We start from the raw sequence: 15,195 nt of genomic DNA on the forward strand, positions 1-15,195 counted from the left end.
CCGCATCAGCGTCCGGGTTCGAGCCGTCCGCCGCGCACGTGCAGGTCGTAGGCGGATTCGGCGTGCTGCCCGTCGTCGAGGCCGTCGGCCTCGTGCTGCGGATCGGCCCGCAGCCCGATGGTCGCCTTGAGGACCAGGCCGATGACCAGCGTGACCACCATGGCGTAGCCGAGGACCGCGACCACCGCCACGGCCTGCCGCCACAGCTGATCGACGCCGCCGCCGTACAGCAGGCCGTCGCGCCCGGCCGGGGCGGAGGCGCTGCCGACCAGGCCGATCATGAGCATGCCCACGACGCCACTGACCAGGTGCACGCCGACCACGTCGAGCGAGTCGTCGTAGCGCCAGCGGTACTTGAGTTCGATCGCGTACGAGCTGATCGCGCCCGCGGCGGCGCCCACCGCGAGCGCGCCGATCGGCGTCACCGCCGAGCACGACGGCGTGATCGCCACCAGCCCGGCCACCACGCCGGACGCGGCGCCGAAGGACGTCGGCTTGCCGTGCCGCACCTTCTCGACGATCAGCCACGAGACCATCGACACCGCGCCGGCCCCGAGGGTGTTCACCACGATCAGCGCCGCCGAGCCGTTCGCCGCCAGCGTCGAGCCGGCGTTGAAGCCGAACCACCCGAACCACAGCAGACCAGCCCCGAGCATGACGAAGGGCAGGTTGTGCGGCCGCATCGGATCCCGCGGCCAGCCCGCGCGGCGCCCCAGTAGGAGCGCCATGACCAGCGCGGACGCGCCGGAGTTGATCTCGACCGCGGTACCTCCCGCGAAGTCGATCGCCTTGAGGTTCTCGACGATCCAGCCGCCGTGCTCGGCGGTCAGCCCCGGCACCGAGAACACCCAGTGCGCGACCGGGAAGTAGACCAGCGTCGCCCAGAGGGCGGCGAAGACGAGCCAGGAGACGAACCGCATGCGGTCCGCGACCGCGCCGGCGATCAGGGCGACGGTGACCATGGCGAAGCCCGCCTGGAACGCGACGAACAGGAGCGCGGGAACCTGCCCGACCAGCGGCACCGCGCCCGCGTCCGAGCCGTCGGCGCCGAACGCACCGAGCAGCCCGCGCAGGCCCGCGAACGTGGTCGGGTCGCCCACGACGCCGCCCCGGTCGGGCCCGAAGGTCATCGAGTAGCCGAAGGCCACCCACAGGAGCCACACCACCGGGATGGCGGTGAGGCACATCATCATCATGTTGAGGACGCTCTTGCTGCGGACCATGCCGCCGTAGAACAGGGCGAGCCCCGGCGTCATCAACAGCACGAGCGCGAACGCGGCGAGCAGCCAGGCGGTATCTGCACCATCGACTGCCCCGGTGGTCGGGAACATCGCCGAAGTGTAACGGGCTACTCCGCCGACGCCTCCGCCAAGACGGCGCGAATCTCCTTGCAGGCGTCGAGAATCGGTCGAATTCCGGGCGAACCGGGCGAACCGCACACGGGGGTGACGGTGGCGCGGGTGAGATCGCGGCGCGGCAGGCCGACCTCGTCGTAGAGGCGGATCGCCGGGGCGGCCAGGTCGGCGGGCGAGCGACGACGCGGCGCCGGTGTCGCCGGTGCGAGGCCGAGCCCCACGACGGTCCGAGACTCGGCGAGCTCGCCGAAGCCCTCGTAGTCGGCCGCCGTCAGGCGGGTCGCGTCGAGCAGCGCACCGTCGACGGGGACGCGGCGCACGACGTCCCAGTCGATCGGGCCGCAGAGGTGCAGTAGGACGGGCGCGTCGACGGCTTCGACGACGGACGCGAGGATCTCGGCCGCCTCGGGCGCGGGGACGGCGCGCACCGGGTCGAGCTTGGTGAGCGCGGGAACCGTGCCGTGCACGACCGACCACAGCGAGGGCTCGTCGAGCTGCAGCACCACGTCGGCACCGAGGCGGCGCCGCAGGTCGGCGACGTGCCGGATGAGGCCCTCCGCGAGCGAGGCGGCGACGTCGCGCATCGCCCCGCGGTCGCGGGCCACGCGGTGGCCGTTCGGCAGCTCCAGCCCGGCCCCGAGGGTCAGCGGGCCCGCGACCTGGGCCTTGACCAGGCCGCCGCCCCGTCGCCGCGCGACCTCGTAGGCCTCCTCGAAGGCGTCCAAGTCGCGCTCCAGGTAGTCGGCGGTGAGCCGCGCGACGCGCCCGTCGGGGACGCCGATCCGGTAGCCGGTGGTGGAGACGTCGAAGCCGATGTCGACGAGGAGCCCGGCGCCGCGGCCGATCATGTCGGCGCCGATCCCCCGGTCCGGGAGCTCGGGCAGGAAGGGCACCTCGAGCTCGCCGACGACGGTGGCGGCCGCCTCGCGCGGGTCCGTGCCCGGTACCGAGCCGATCCCCGTCACTCCCCCGACCAGCGGCGCGAGGGGATCAGACATGCGCGGCGTCGTGCGCGGTCGAGCGGATCGTTCCCGACCCGAGGACCAGGTCGCCGCGCTCGGCGTCCGGCGCGTACAGCACCGCGGCCTGCCCGGGGGCCACGCCGCGGAGCGGCGTCGCCAGGTCCATGACCAGCCGGTCGCCGTCGGCGGACACGGTGACCGGGGCGAGCCCGCCGTGCGCGCGGACCTGCACCATCGCCTCGACCGGGCCCGACGGTGCGCTCCCGGAGGTCCAGACGGCACCGTCGGCGACGATGCGCGTGACGTCGAGGCGCTCGCCGCGCCCCACGGTGACGTCGCCGGTGGCGGCGTCGATCGCCGTGACGTAGCGGGGCTCGCCGTCGCGGGCGGGTCCGGGCAGGCCGAGGCCCTTGCGCTGGCCGATGGTGAACTCGTGGACGCCGGCGTGCTCGCCGAGGCGCTCGCCGGTCTCGCCGTCGACGACGGCACCGGGCCGCACGCCGATGCGGGCGCCGAGGAAGGCCTGGGTGTCGCCGGACGGGATGAAGCAGATGTCGTGGCTGTCGGGCTTGTCCGCCAGGGCGAGGCCGCGGCGGGCGGCCTCCTCCCGGATCAGGGGCTTCGGGGTGTCGCCGACGGGGAACAGCGCGCGGGAGAGCTGCTCGGCCGTGAGCACGGCGAGCACGTAGGACTGGTCCTTGTCGGCGTCGACGGCGCGGCGCAGCTCGCCGTCCTCGAGACGCGCGTAGTGGCCGGTGGCGACGGCGTCGAAGCCCAGCGCGTAGGCCCTCTCCGCCAGCGCGGAGAACTTGATCTTCTCGTTGCAGCGCAGGCAGGGGTTCGGGGTCTCCCCCGCGGCGTAGGCGGCGACGAAGTCGTCGATCACGTCCTCGCGGAAGCGGTCGGCGAAGTCCCAGACGTAGAACGGGATGCCCAGCACGTCGGCGGCGCGGCGGGCGTCGCCCGCGTCCTCCTTGGAGCAGCAGCCGCGCGAGCCGGTGCGCAGGGTGCCCGGGGCCTCGGACAGCGCGAGGTGCACGCCGACAACGTCGTGCCCGGCCTCGACGGCCCGCGCCGCGGCGACGGCGGAGTCCACGCCGCCGCTCATCGCGGCCAGCACGCGCATCAGCGGGCCCCCGTGAAGCTGAGCCCCGCGGCGCGGGCGCGGTCGACGACCTGGGCGAGGGCGTCGAGCACGGCGTCGACGTCGGCCTCCGTGTTCTCGGGGCCGAAGGAGAAGCGCAGCGAGCCGCGCGCGACGCCGGGATCGGCGCCCATGGCCTCGAGGACGTGGCTGACCCGCGCGACGCCGGCGCTGCAGGCGGAGCCGGTGGCGCATTCGATGCCGCGGGCGTCGAGCAGCATGAGCAGCGAGTCGCCCTCGCAGCCGGCGAAGGAGACGTGGGCGATACCCGGCAGCGCGGGGATGCCGTGCGCGGCGCCACCGTTGATCACGGCGCCCTCGAAGCCGCGGACGCCCGCGAGGAGGCGGTCGCGCAGCGCCGCGCGGCGCGGCGACTCCTCGTCCATCCGGCCGATCGCCACGGTGAGCGCGGCCGCCATGCCGGCGGCGCCCGCGACGTTGGGCGTGCCGGAGCGCAGGTCCCGCTCGTGGCCGCCGCCGTGCGCCAGCGGCACGAGGGCGACGCTGCGGCCGATGAGCATGGTGCCCACGCCCTGCGGGCCGCCGAACTTGTGCGCGGCGTTGGTGAGCACGGCGAGGCCGCTGGTGCCGAAGTCGATGGGCACGTGCCCCGCGGCCTGGGTGGCGTCGGAGTGCATCGGCACGCCGTCGCGGGCGCACTCGGCGGCCAGCTCGGCGATCGGCTGCAGCGTGCCGACCTCGTTGTTCGCCCACATCACGCTGACCAGCGCGACGGTGCCCGCCGCCTCGTCGAGCGCGGCGCGCAGGTCGGCGGGGTCGACCAGCCCGCGATGGTCGACGGGCAGCAGGCGCACCACGGCGCCCTCGTGCTCGCCGAGCCACTCGATCGCGTCGAGCACCGCGTGGTGCTCGATCGCGGAGGCGATCACGGTGACCGCGGCGGGGTTCTCGGCGCGGCGGGCCCAGTACAGGCCCTTCACCGCGAGGTTGACCGCCTCGGTGCCGCCGCCGGTGAAGATCACCTCGGAGGGCCGGGCGCCCAGGTCGCGGGCGATGGACTCGCGCGATTCCTCGAGGATGCGGCGCGCCCGGCGGCCGGAGCCGTGCTGCGAGGAGGCGTTGCCCGGCCGGGCCGCGGCCTGCGCCATCGCCGCCAACGCCTCGGGCACCATCGGGGTGTCCGCGGCGTGGTCGAGGTAGACGGGGTTCTCGCGGTCGGGAGTCATCGCGTCCCAAGAATACGCGCGACGGCGGCGCCACCGATATCGGCGGTCCTCCCCGTTTCCGGGCTCAGGCCGCTAGCGGCAGCGGCGCGGCGGCGTCGAGGAACTCGGCATCGGCGAAGACGGCCGCCTCGGCCCGCGCCGCGAGGGCCCCGCGGCCCGCGGTGACCCACTGACCGGCGTCGATCACCTCGGTCGCGTGCACCCGCACCGCGACGCCGCGCGCGGCGATCACACGGGCGAGCGTGCTGATCTCGGTATCGGACCCGACGTAGGCCGCGACGGTGCTCTGCCGCGCGCCGCGCGCCGGGCCGGGCAGCCGGATCGAGTACCGCAGCGAGACGGGCACCACGTCGGCGCGGGCGTCGATCGCGGCCTGGAAGAACGCGGGCCGGAAATCGCCTCGGTGGACGCCGCAGTAGGTGGTGCCCTCGGGGAAGAGGGCCACAGTGCGGCCACCGCGGAGCAGGCCCGCGACGTGGTCGACGGTGCCGGGGAGCTCGCGCAGGCGCTCCCGGCGCAGCGGGATCGCGCCGAATGCGCGCATCAGCACCGCGACGGGGCGGACGTCGAAGATGTCGGCCTTGGCGATGAAGGCGGCGGGCGCGATCGACGCGATGGCGACGATGTCGAGCAGCGACTGATGGTTCGCGGCCACGAGGGAGCGCAGCGGCACGTTGCCGACCGGCTCGACGCGCATCCCGAGGGACCACAGCATCGCCCGCGCACCGCCGCGAATGACGACACGGCGCGTGGTGGCGCCGCACGGGTAGGTGAGCCCGAGCGCGAGCAGGCCCATCACCATCACCGTGACGAGCGCGGCCCACCGCACCGCCCGGAGCCAGGCCGCGGCCTCCTGCGGCTCGCCGGCGGAGCAGCCCGCGTCGCACGGGGCGACCTGCTGCCAGGGATGCCGGGCCAGTTCCGCGACGGGGATCACGGCTAGAGGCTTCCCGCCGCCTGCTGCAGGCGTTCGAGGTACCGCACGTTGAACCGGGTGCGGTCGATGATCATCGGGAAGTCGGCCACGTCGAAGACCGGGTCGAAGCTCGGGGCGCCGAGGATCTCCGCGTTCATCCGCAGGTAGCCGGTGACGAGCGGCGGGAAGGTCCGGCGGGAGGCGGGCTCCGCGGTGATCTCCTCGACCGTGGTGCGCGGGGTGACGACCCACTGGGCGCGATGCTTGGCGTCGACCAGCTCGCGGACCGCGCGGACCGTCGCGCCGCGGCCGTACCCCTCGTACTGCATCGGGACGCTGACCGCGCCCATCGCGTAGCGGATGCCGCGCAGGTCGCTGTAGGCGAGCAGGCCCGCCCACATCAGGCACAGGACGCCGCCGGTGCGGTGGTCGGCGCGCACGCAGGCTCGCCCCATCTCGAGCGTCTCCGGCCGGATGTGGTCGAGGGCGCCGAGCTCGAACTCGGTGGCCAGGTAGAGGCCGCCTGCGGCGATCGCGCCGGGCGGCGGGAGGATCCGGTAGCAGCCGACGATCGCGTCGCTCGGCTTGTGCCGGATCACGAGGTGGTCGCAGAACTCGTCGAAGCGGTCGGCGTCGCGGCCGTCGGAGACCCCGGCCATCGAGGCCTCGAAGCCCGGCTCGGAGCCGAAGACCTCGTAGCGCAGCCGCTGCACCGTGTCGACGTCGTCGGCGCGGGTGGTGAGCACCACCTCGTACTCGGCGCCGTGGATCAGGGTCTCGCGTGCGGGGGTCCGGCCGATGAGCAGTGTTCCCGGTGTACTCATGACCTCACAGTGGGCCGGTCAGGCGACCTGCCGGTGAACCGCGACCGAGCGGGTCGGTGAATCCTGTGAGAACGCAGGTGAATAGCGGGCTACGCCCCGGTGCCGCGCCCCGTCGTCACAGCGTCGGGCGCGGGATGTTCGACGGCATCGACGCGACGTACTCGGCGGCCTCCGCGAACTGCAGGGAGTCGATCGCGCCGCCGAGCGGCAGCTCGGGCTCCACGGGTTCGATCGCCCGCTCGGCGGCGAGCAACTCGGCGACGGTGCGGTGCTCGGCCACGGCCCGCAGCTGGGACCAGGTGGGCGGCAGCAGGAAGCAGCGGCCCGCGGACCAGTCCGCGAGGGCCTGTGCGGCGGTCCGCCAGCCGGCCTCCTCGACCTCGCTGGTGCGGTCGTCGGCGCGCTGGCCGGCGGGCAGGGCCGCGAGGAAGAAGCGGGTGTCGTAGCGGCGCTTCTCGTTCTTCGGCGTGATCCAGTGCGCGAAGGGCCGCAGCAGATCGGCGCGGAGCACGAGGTCCTCGTCGCGGAGGAACTGGGCGAGGGAGAGCTCCTTGGCCTCGAGCCGGGCGCGGGCGGGCGCGAGGGCCGCCACGTCGGGCGCGCCGCCGTCGGCCGCGGAGACGAGCACGACGCCGCACTCCTCGAAGGTCTCGCGCACGGCGGCGCAGACCAGCTGGCGCGCGTCGCGCTCGGTGGCACCGAAGCGCTCGGCCCACCACGGGGCGGCCGGGCCCTGCCAGGCGAGGTCGGCCTCGCCGTCCCGCGGGTCCACGCCCCCGCCGGGGAAGACGGTCATCCCGCCGGCGAAGGCCATCTGCTGCACGCGGCGTTGCAGGAAGACCTCGATGCCGTCCGCGCCGTCGCGGACGAGGACGACGGTCGCCGCGTCCTTCGGCTGGGGCGGCGCCGCGGGAGATTCGATGTTCGAAGACATTCGCTCACCGTATCCGACCCGTCCGCGCCGATGTCCGGTTCGGTCGGGCCGATTCAGGTGAGCCCCAGTGCCCGCCCGAGCGCCCGCGCGCCGGCGTCGATGTCCCGGGTCAGGGCCGCGAGGTCCGTCGCGGTGCGCGGGTCCGACGGTGCGCTTTCGGCCGCGGTGCCGAGCCGCCGGATCGCGCGACGGAACGGGCGCTCGAAGCCTCCGCCGTAGAGGTCGGGGGAACCCATACCGTCGGACACCCCTTCCGCCGCGTCGTCGGGCGACGGCGGGCCCGCGCCGAGGGCGGTGGCCAGGTGCGCGACCCGCCCGATCAGGTCGTCCGTCAGCCCGCCGACGGTGCGTTTCCCGGCGGGTGCCGCGAGGTCCGCCGCCGCGGCCTCCGATAGGAGGGCCGCGTACTCCCGCGCGGCGCGGTCCAGATCCGCGGTGTCCATGTGGCCTCCACGTAGGTTCGAATGATCGACGGTGCAGCTGCACCGTGCACCACGGTAGACGATATTCGTGCACCGCGGTAGAGGACATGGAGGAATCGTGGTCACAGACGACCCCACGCCCGGACCCGACCTCGCCGAAGCGGTCGGCGTCCTCGGGCACCGCCTGCTGGCGCTGGAGGAGCCGATCCTGCGCGACACCGGGGTATCCATGTGGGAGTACGCCATCCTCACCACGCTGCTCCGGGGCGGTGCGGTCTCCCAGGTCGAGCTGTCGCGGCGGACCGGCCGCGACACCACCCGCCTCGGCAAGCACCTGGGCGACCTCGAATCGCGCGGCCTCGTCGCGCGCGAACAGGCGGACGACGCGCGCCGCCGCACCGTGGCGGCGACCGCCGACGGCGCGGCGGTCCAGGCCCGGGCGAAGCAGCGGATCCGCGCCGCGGAGGACGAACTCCTCGCCGCCCGACTGTCCGACGAGGAGGCCGCGACGCTCCGCCGCCTGCTCGCCCGGCTCCTGCCGGAATAGCCGGACGCCCGCTACGCGGGCGGCGGCGCGAAGGTGCGGAGCCGGCGAATGAGGCCGGTGAGCCGCTCGACGGTGGCATTGTCCGGATCGGTCAGGTGCAGGCATAGCAGCTCCCGCGCGGTCGCGTGCACCACGCGCGCCAGGTACTCGGGATCCTCGATCCCCGGGAAAGTGCTGCGCAGGCTCAGCTCCATGAACGCGACCACCGCGTCCCGCGATTCGGCGAGGCGCTCGTGCAGGGCGGGCGGCGCCCCCTCGGGAGGCAGGAGGAACAGCCGCCAGCCGGCGGGGTTCTCGTCGATGGCGCGCACCGCACCCTCGAAGGCCGAGACGAAGGGATCATTGCCCGAGTCGGGCGCCACCTCGGCGACGGCGCGGAGGTACTGCTCGCCGATCCGATCGGCCTCGCGGTCGATGAGGGCGACGAACAGCCCCGCGAGATCACCGAACTGCTGGTAGAGCACCGTCCGCGTGACGCCGGCCTCGTCGGCGATGCGCTTGGGCGTGGCCGCGTGGAAGCCCTCCGTGGCGACGATGTCGTGCGCCACGTCGAGGATCTGTTCGCGCCGCTCGGTGGCGCTCATACGAGTTCGCGTCATTCCCTTGACAGGATAACTTACACCCTGTCATCGTCGTACTTACGGAATGAAAGTTAAGGAGCGTTCCCATGCGGCACTACCCCGGACTCGCCGAACGGGTGCGTTCCCAGGCGGCCCTGCAGCCCGGCCTGTACGGCGCGATCGATTTCACCGCGGCGCCCTTCCGCCACACCGCGGACCCCGAGGTCCGGTCCACCCTGCGCCCGCGGCTGGGGCGGCGCGCGCGGACCCTCGACGACGAGCGGACCGTCGAACTCATCGCGACCACCACGCTCCTCGGCGACGTGGTCGCCGATCCGTACGCCTCGCTCGAGCCGCACTACGGCACGAAGACGCTGGTCGCGATGCTGCGCCGCGCCTGCCACGAGGGGATCGACGCCGTGCCGGACGCCCCGGAGGAGCTCCGCGCCTTCGTCGCCGCGATGGAGGACACTCCCTCCTGGGTCGACATGGACCTCGTCGAGGAGGGTGCGCGCCTCGCGCGGATCGGCTCCGCCCTCACGGCGCCGTTCATCACCCGCGGGGTTTTCCTCGCCACCTTCCTCAACACCTACGCGGCGCTGCCGATGGCGCTCACCGGCGCCCTGTCCGGCGCCCGCGCGGCGCGCCGGATCAACGAGACCTCGAACTTCTTCGCCGTGACCACGCTGCCCGGCGCCCTGCAGCGCCACCGGGAGGGTTTCGAGGCCGCCGCGATGGTGCGCCTGATGCACTCGATGGTGCGCTTCCACGCGCTGACCAGGCCGGGCGCCTGGAACCGGGAGGTCTACGGCATCCCCATCCCGCAGGTGGACCAGATGCCGGCGGGCACCGTCGGCAGCTACCTCATCGCGATCAAGGCGCTCCGCGCGAAGCGCGGCTTCGGCCCCGGCGAGCGCGCCATCGTCGAATTCAACCGCTACCGCTGCTTCCTCCTCGGGCTCCCGGAGGAGCTGCTGCCGACCACCCCCGAGGGCATCGTCGCCGTCTTCAACGGCCGGGCCGCCCTGCTGCGCGACGACTTCGACGACGAGACCTGCGGCGCCCTGGTCCGGTCGTCGATGGAGGCCTACCTCCGGCCGGGGCGCACCCCGTTCGACCGGGCCGCGGAACGGGTGGAGAAGGCCTGGAGCAAGACCGCCTTCGCGATCGCCTTCTGCGACTTCAAGCCCTCCGAGGCCGCCCGCCTGGGCGTCGACTTCTCGGCGGTCGACGTCGGCATCGTCGGGCTCACGTACCCGTTCCTCGCGGGGCGCCTCCTCGTCTGCGAGCGCGGTGTGAAGATCCCATTCCTGCGGGACGGGTCGACCGATACCTCACCGGGCTCGTACGGCGGCGCCTCGCCACCTACGGCCACCCCGAGTTCGTCTCCGACGGTGCCGACTACGCGCGGGCGTGAGCCGACTCGGCGGGGTTCCGCACGGTCGCGAAGGCGACCGCGCCGCCGATCACGCACAGCGCCGCCGAGACGAGCATCGCCCGGGCGAAGCCGCTCTCCAGCGACGGTCCGCTCGGGTCGGTGATCCCCACCGCGAGCGGGAGGACGGCCACGGCGAGCAGGCTCGCGAAACGCGAGATCGCGTTGTTCGCCCCCGATGCCGCGCCGACGTACTCGGCGGGCACGGCCTCGAGCACCGTCGCCGTGAGCGGCGCGACCGTCATGGCCATGCCCAGACCGAAGACGACGATCCCGGGCAACACCCCGCCCCAGTAGGTCGCGCCGGGAACGACCCGGACGAGGAGCGCGAGGCCGACGCCCGCGACCAGCGGGCCCGCCGTCATCAGCGCGCGCGGACCCGTCCGTTGCGCAAGCGCCCCCATCCGGCCGGACAGGACCAGCATGATCGCCGTGAACGGGACGAACGCCAGGCCCGCCTGCAACGCGCTGTAGCCGAGGTTCGCCTGCAGGTGCAGCGACAGCAGGAACAGCGCGCCGCCGAGCCCGGTGTACACCGCGAGCGTGACGATGTTCGTGCCGCTGAACTGCGACGAGCGGAACAGGCGCAACGGGACGAGGGGGTCCGCGGCGCGGTGCTCGACGACGGGGAACGCCGCGACCGCGAGCAGCCCGACGACGAGAGCCCCCACGACGGTGGGCGTCCAGCCCTGGACCGGCGCCTCGATCAGCGCGAACGTCACCCCGCCGAGGCCGATCGTCACGGCGGCCGCGCCGGCCACGTCGAGCGGCCCCCGCACCCGGGCGTCGCGGATACTCGGGACGTGGCGGACGGTGAGAATCAGGGCCGCCGCGGCGAGGGGCACGTTGATGAGGAACACCCAGCGCCACGAGGCGGCGTCGACCAGCCAGCCGCCGACGAAGGGCCCGATCGCGGACGAGACGCCGCTGAGCCCGGCCCACAGCCCGATCGCGCGGCCACGATCCTCCGGGCGGATGACCGTCTCGATCATGGCGAGGCTGCTGGGCACCAGCAGCGCGCCGCCGATGCCCTGCACGATGCGCGCGAGGATCAGGACCTCGCCGGTCGGCGCGAGCCCGCACCCGACGGAGGCGATCGTGAACACCACCAGCCCGGCGAGGAAGACGAGGCGCCGGTCGTACCGGTCTCCCAGCGCGCCGCCGAGCAGGAGCAGCGCACTGAGGGTGAGGAGGTAGCCGTCGAGCACCCACTGCAGCACCGACAGTCCGCCGCCGAGGTCCCGCCCGATCGCCGGTAGGGCCACGTTCACCACCGAGCCGTCGAGGAAGGCGACGCCCGAGCCGAGGGCCGCGGCGGCGATCAGCCAGCGCCCGGAGGCCGACGCCAGCGCGAGGCGCGGAGACTCGCCGTCGTGGTCGGCCATCATCGCATTCCGGTCGCGATCGGCGGTTCACAAAGCTCGGAGGTGGCCATCTGAACTCCTCGACGTGTCGCCCGCGGCGCCCGTCCGGGCCCCACGGCTCCGCCCATCGTAGGTCCTGCCACCACCTCGGAAAGGCCGCAGAACTGCCCCGAACCGTTCAGAATCCGCGGTCGTGTCCGGCGCGACGCACTAGCGCCGCAATGCCGTAGGAGCCCGCGACGCCTCCGACGAACATCGCCACGGCGCCAGGCAGCAGCCCGGCGGCGGACCGCCGCACCCCCGCGCGTGCGAGCCGCGACGAGGCCCACCACCAGAAGGGCAACACCGTGATCGGCGTGGTGACGACGCCGGGCGCGTAGCCGCCGAACCGCGCCGCCAGCGCGAGGTGCGAGAAGCCGTGCAGGCCGTAGGCCAGCAGCGCCGTCTGGTACCAGGCTGAGCGACCTCCGCTGCGAAGGCCGTCGATCGCGGCCGCGCCGACGACGACTCCCATGACACCGATCGCCGTGTGCGCCAGCTCGTCCGAGACCGGTAGTCCACGCTCGCGCGCCCACGGACCGTTCATGACCCATTCCTCAGCGTCGTGGATCGCCCAGACCGCGAACAGGCCCGCCGTCGCGGATACCGGCACCGTTGTATTACGTTCCGTCATGTAACGAAACTATACTGGGCGCATGCCCGCAGCAACCCCCGGACGACCGCGCAGCGCCGCGGCCGAACGCGCCATCATCGACGCCGTGCTCGCCGAGCTCGAGGACGTCGGGTACCAGGGCCTGACCATCGAGACCGTCGCGAAACGCGCCGGCGTGGGCAGGCCGACGATCTACCGTCGGTGGCCGGATCGCGACGCCCTCGTCGTCGGCGCCCTGATCGCGACGGTGCCGCCGCTGCGGGCGCCGACGACCGACGATCCGGTCGCCGACCTCCGGAGCCTCGCAGCGACCTTCGTCGCCGGGATCGCGCACTCCCCCGCCGCGCGAGCCGTGCTCGCGGTGCACGCCGCTGGGGCGCACCGCCCGGACCTTCGGGCGGCCCTGCAGGAGACTTACCTCGCACCCCGCGCGGCGGTCCTCGCGGACGCCATCACGCGGGCGCGGGAAGCGGGAGCGATCCGGGGCGGGGTCTCCGACGCGCAGGTGCGCGACCTGTTGTTCGGCCCAGCCGTCTACCGGTGGCTGATCGTCGGCGAGGTGCCGCCGCCGTCGGAGCTCGACGCCGTGCTCGACCTCGCGCTCGCCGCGCTGGCGCCGTGATCGCTACTCAGCGGACGTCGAAGGAGCCGCTGCCCGGCGTCGGTGCCAGCACGACCGCCACGGTGCCGGAACTGACGAAGCGGGCGGCGTAGGTGACCCTGCCGGTCCCCGTGTGCGCGACGGCCGTGGTGGGCACCTGTCCGTTGGCGAAGGGCTTGACGGTGACCGAACCCCGCGCGCCGGTGCGCACGTTGCGGAAGTCGATCCGCACCAGCGAACCGTACGAGTTGTAGCCGACGGAGCTGTGCGCGGCGAGGCGCACCTCGCCCGGCCGGCCCGTCGTGTCGGCGCCGATCCGGGTGGTGAAGGGCTGCGGGATGCCCAGGCCCGCGACCTGGGTGGCGGCCAGCGGTACCTGCGGCACGGCGAGCGGTGCGGCTTGCGCGGGCACGGCGCCGATTCCGGCGACCAGGCCCGCGGTGGCGATTCCGGTGACGAGCGTCTTCTTCAGCATGAGCGTCCTCCTCCGACTCGTCCGTGCCGCAGGGGGTTGCGGCACGGAGGGTTCCTCACCGGTGAGGTCGGCTCCGTCCTTGCGATCGTTACACCGGGTGTCGCCGTGCGCCCCGCCGGTCAATGCCCGCCGTGCGCTCCCGCGGATGCGGAGGGAGCGGAGCCCCCGGCCGACGAGGGCGCCGACGACGAGGGCATCGACATGCCCGGCATCCCCGCCATCTCCAGCCGGGTAGGCGCGGTCTGGCCCTTCCCCGCCACCACGAACTGGCCCATCATGCCGCGGTCCTCGTGGTAGAGCAGGTGGCAGTGGTACATGTACGGCATCGTCAGGTCGGTGTAGTCGGTGAAGCGCATGGCGAGGGCGCAGCTGTCACCGGGCGCGAGGTAGACGGTGTCCTTCCAGCCGCGCAGGTGCGCGGGCGGGGTCCTCCCGTTGAACGACGCGACCTGGAACTGCACGTCGTGGATGTGGAAATTGTGCGGCCAGTTGTCCTTGTTGCGCACCGTCCACACCTCGGTCGTGTCGACGACGGGCGCGAGGTCGATGCGGCTCATGTCCATCCGCTCGCCGTTGATCATGTACCACTGCAGGTCGAAGGCCCGCGCCGCCGGCGACGGTGCCGTCGCGCCCGCGGCGAGCGGCGCGATGGCGCCGAGGTCGCGGGGCACGGCGCCGGCCCCGGCGGCGAGGGTCTCGGACCCGACCAGCTCGAGCACGTCGAGGGTGTCCTCCTGCCCGTACTCGCGCGCCGTCTCGCCGGAGATCCTGCCGCGCTGCGTGATCGGGTACGAGCGCAGCATCGTGCGCTCGCCGGCGGCGACGCGAACCACGATCTCGGCGCGCTCACCCGGGCTGAGCATGAGGCGGTCCAGGGACACCGGCGCGGCGAGCAGCCCGCCGTCGGAGGCGATCATCTCGAACCGGCGGCCGTCCGCGAAGCCGAACTCGAAGCAGCGCGCGGACGCGCCGTTGAGCAGGCGCAGCCGCATCCGGTCGCGGCGCGCCACGAGGCTCGCGCCGGCGATGCCGTTGGTGATCACGGTCGGGCCGATGAGCCCGGTCTCGCCCGGTGCCGTCTCGTCCAGTTCGCCCGCGGGCGTGAACTTCCGGTCCTGCACGACGACGGGGACGTCGTCGACGCCGTACTCGGACGGCAGGCCCAGCGCGTCCTGCGCGTCGTCGTCGACGAGGAAGAAGCCGGAGAGCCCGCGGTAGACGTGCTTCTCGGTCACGCCGTGCGGGTGCGGGTGGTACCAGAGCGTCGAGGCGCGCTGCCGCACCGTCCATTCCGCCTTCCACGTGGCGCCCGGCTCGACCATCTGGTGCGGGCCACCGTCGGCGCGGGCGGGGACGTGCATGCCGTGCCAGTGCACGCTGGTCGCCTCGGCGAGACCGTTCCGCACCGTCACCGCGACCTTCTCGCCGTCCCGGGCGCGCAGCGTGGGGCCGAGGATGTCGCCGTTGAATCCCCACGTCGCGCTGCGGCGGCCGGCGACGATCTCCGTCGATCCGGCCTGCGTGGCGAGATCGAACCGTCGCACGCCGTCGGCGCCCACGACGGACCGCGCGAGCGGCGGGATCGGCAGGGCCCGGCGGCCGCCCGGCAGGACGGGCGCGCCGGGGCTCGACGGTGCCGCCGTCGCACGGCATCCTGCGACCGCAGCACCCGCGAGTGGGGCGGCGATCAGGGCGGTGAGGAAGCGACGGCGGTTGGTGCCGGCGACGGCTCGTGGCCGCGCGGCGGTATCGGTGATCATGCACTCCAGCGTCGTCGGCGGCGCCCGCGCGCGACTCCGCCCTTCGGACACGGAAAC

The 15,195-nt window shown here is 73.8% G+C and carries 15 protein-coding genes; 2 read left to right on the top strand and 13 right to left on the bottom strand.

The window, feature by feature from the left end:
• Nucleotides 1–5: 5 nt before the first annotated feature.
• The 8 genes from WFK95_RS23445 to WFK95_RS23480 form a co-directional block, all read right to left on the bottom strand.
• Nucleotides 6–1,331: an ammonium transporter gene (locus WFK95_RS23445; protein WP_224648288.1), complete on the bottom strand. Its 1,326-nt coding sequence runs from the start codon at nt 1,329–1,331 to the stop codon at nt 6–8.
• Nucleotides 1,332–1,348: 17 nt separating this feature from the next.
• Nucleotides 1,349–2,353, bottom strand: coding sequence for a hypothetical protein (locus tag WFK95_RS23450; protein ID WP_336672144.1), 1,005 nt, complete (start codon nt 2,351–2,353; stop codon nt 1,349–1,351).
• Nucleotides 2,346–3,443, bottom strand: coding sequence for a tRNA 2-thiouridine(34) synthase MnmA (mnmA, locus tag WFK95_RS23455; protein WP_336672145.1), 1,098 nt, complete (start codon nt 3,441–3,443; stop codon nt 2,346–2,348). Before mnmA ends, WFK95_RS23450 begins: the two co-directional genes overlap by 8 nt.
• Complete coding sequence (locus tag WFK95_RS23460) at nt 3,443–4,648, bottom strand: cysteine desulfurase family protein (RefSeq protein WP_224648294.1); 1,206 nt, start codon at nt 4,646–4,648, stop codon at nt 3,443–3,445. Before WFK95_RS23460 ends, mnmA begins: the two co-directional genes overlap by 1 nt.
• Before the next feature lie 64 nt (nt 4,649–4,712).
• Nucleotides 4,713–5,585: a lysophospholipid acyltransferase family protein gene (locus WFK95_RS23465; RefSeq protein WP_336672146.1), complete on the bottom strand. Its 873-nt coding sequence runs from the start codon at nt 5,583–5,585 to the stop codon at nt 4,713–4,715.
• A gap of 2 nt (nt 5,586–5,587) precedes the next feature.
• Entirely contained in the window at nt 5,588–6,388 is an 801-nt protein-coding gene (locus WFK95_RS23470) for a GNAT family N-acetyltransferase (RefSeq protein WP_224648298.1), read from the bottom strand.
• A 115-nt stretch (nt 6,389–6,503) separates the two neighbouring features.
• Nucleotides 6,504–7,322 carry an NUDIX hydrolase gene (locus WFK95_RS23475; RefSeq protein ID WP_336672147.1) on the bottom strand — a complete coding sequence of 273 codons (819 nt, stop codon included), beginning with the start codon at nt 7,320–7,322 and terminating at the stop codon, nt 6,504–6,506.
• A 53-nt stretch (nt 7,323–7,375) separates the two neighbouring features.
• Entirely contained in the window at nt 7,376–7,765 is a 390-nt protein-coding gene (locus WFK95_RS23480) for a hypothetical protein (RefSeq protein WP_224648302.1), read from the bottom strand.
• A 97-nt stretch (nt 7,766–7,862) separates the two neighbouring features.
• Here WFK95_RS23480 and WFK95_RS23485 point away from each other — a divergent pair, with 97 nt between their 5' ends.
• Nucleotides 7,863–8,291, top strand: coding sequence for a MarR family winged helix-turn-helix transcriptional regulator (locus tag WFK95_RS23485; protein ID WP_224648304.1), 429 nt, complete (start codon nt 7,863–7,865; stop codon nt 8,289–8,291).
• 11 nt (nt 8,292–8,302) lie between these two features.
• Here the strand turns inward: WFK95_RS23485 and WFK95_RS23490 are convergent, their stop codons facing one another.
• The 3 genes from WFK95_RS23490 to WFK95_RS23505 all read right to left on the bottom strand — a co-directional run bounded on the left by WFK95_RS23490 (nt 8,303) and on the right by WFK95_RS23505 (nt 12,323).
• Entirely contained in the window at nt 8,303–8,875 is a 573-nt protein-coding gene (locus WFK95_RS23490) for a TetR/AcrR family transcriptional regulator (RefSeq protein WP_224648306.1), read from the bottom strand.
• A gap of 1,377 nt (nt 8,876–10,252) precedes the next feature.
• Complete coding sequence (locus WFK95_RS23500) at nt 10,253–11,671, bottom strand: MFS transporter (RefSeq protein ID WP_308011458.1); 1,419 nt, start codon at nt 11,669–11,671, stop codon at nt 10,253–10,255.
• Nucleotides 11,672–11,828: 157 nt separating this feature from the next.
• Nucleotides 11,829–12,323: an HXXEE domain-containing protein gene (locus WFK95_RS23505; protein ID WP_224648323.1), complete on the bottom strand. Its 495-nt coding sequence runs from the start codon at nt 12,321–12,323 to the stop codon at nt 11,829–11,831.
• 22 nt (nt 12,324–12,345) lie between these two features.
• On the opposite strand from WFK95_RS23505, the gene WFK95_RS23510 reads away from it, so the two are divergent.
• Complete coding sequence (locus tag WFK95_RS23510) at nt 12,346–12,924, top strand: TetR/AcrR family transcriptional regulator (protein WP_224648326.1); 579 nt, start codon at nt 12,346–12,348, stop codon at nt 12,922–12,924.
• A 7-nt stretch (nt 12,925–12,931) separates the two neighbouring features.
• Here the strand turns inward: WFK95_RS23510 and WFK95_RS23515 are convergent, their stop codons facing one another.
• Nucleotides 12,932–13,378 (bottom strand): hypothetical protein, encoded by a 447-nt coding sequence (locus WFK95_RS23515; RefSeq protein WP_224648328.1) that lies wholly within the window; start codon nt 13,376–13,378, stop codon nt 12,932–12,934.
• A gap of 119 nt (nt 13,379–13,497) precedes the next feature.
• Nucleotides 13,498–15,138 (bottom strand): multicopper oxidase family protein, encoded by a 1,641-nt coding sequence (locus WFK95_RS23520; protein WP_336672148.1) that lies wholly within the window; start codon nt 15,136–15,138, stop codon nt 13,498–13,500.
• Between the last annotated feature and the right edge of the window lie 57 nt (nt 15,139–15,195).

It is taken from the genome of Tsukamurella sp. USMM236 (assembly GCF_037148755.1).
Classification (GTDB): domain Bacteria; phylum Actinomycetota; class Actinomycetes; order Mycobacteriales; family Mycobacteriaceae; genus Tsukamurella.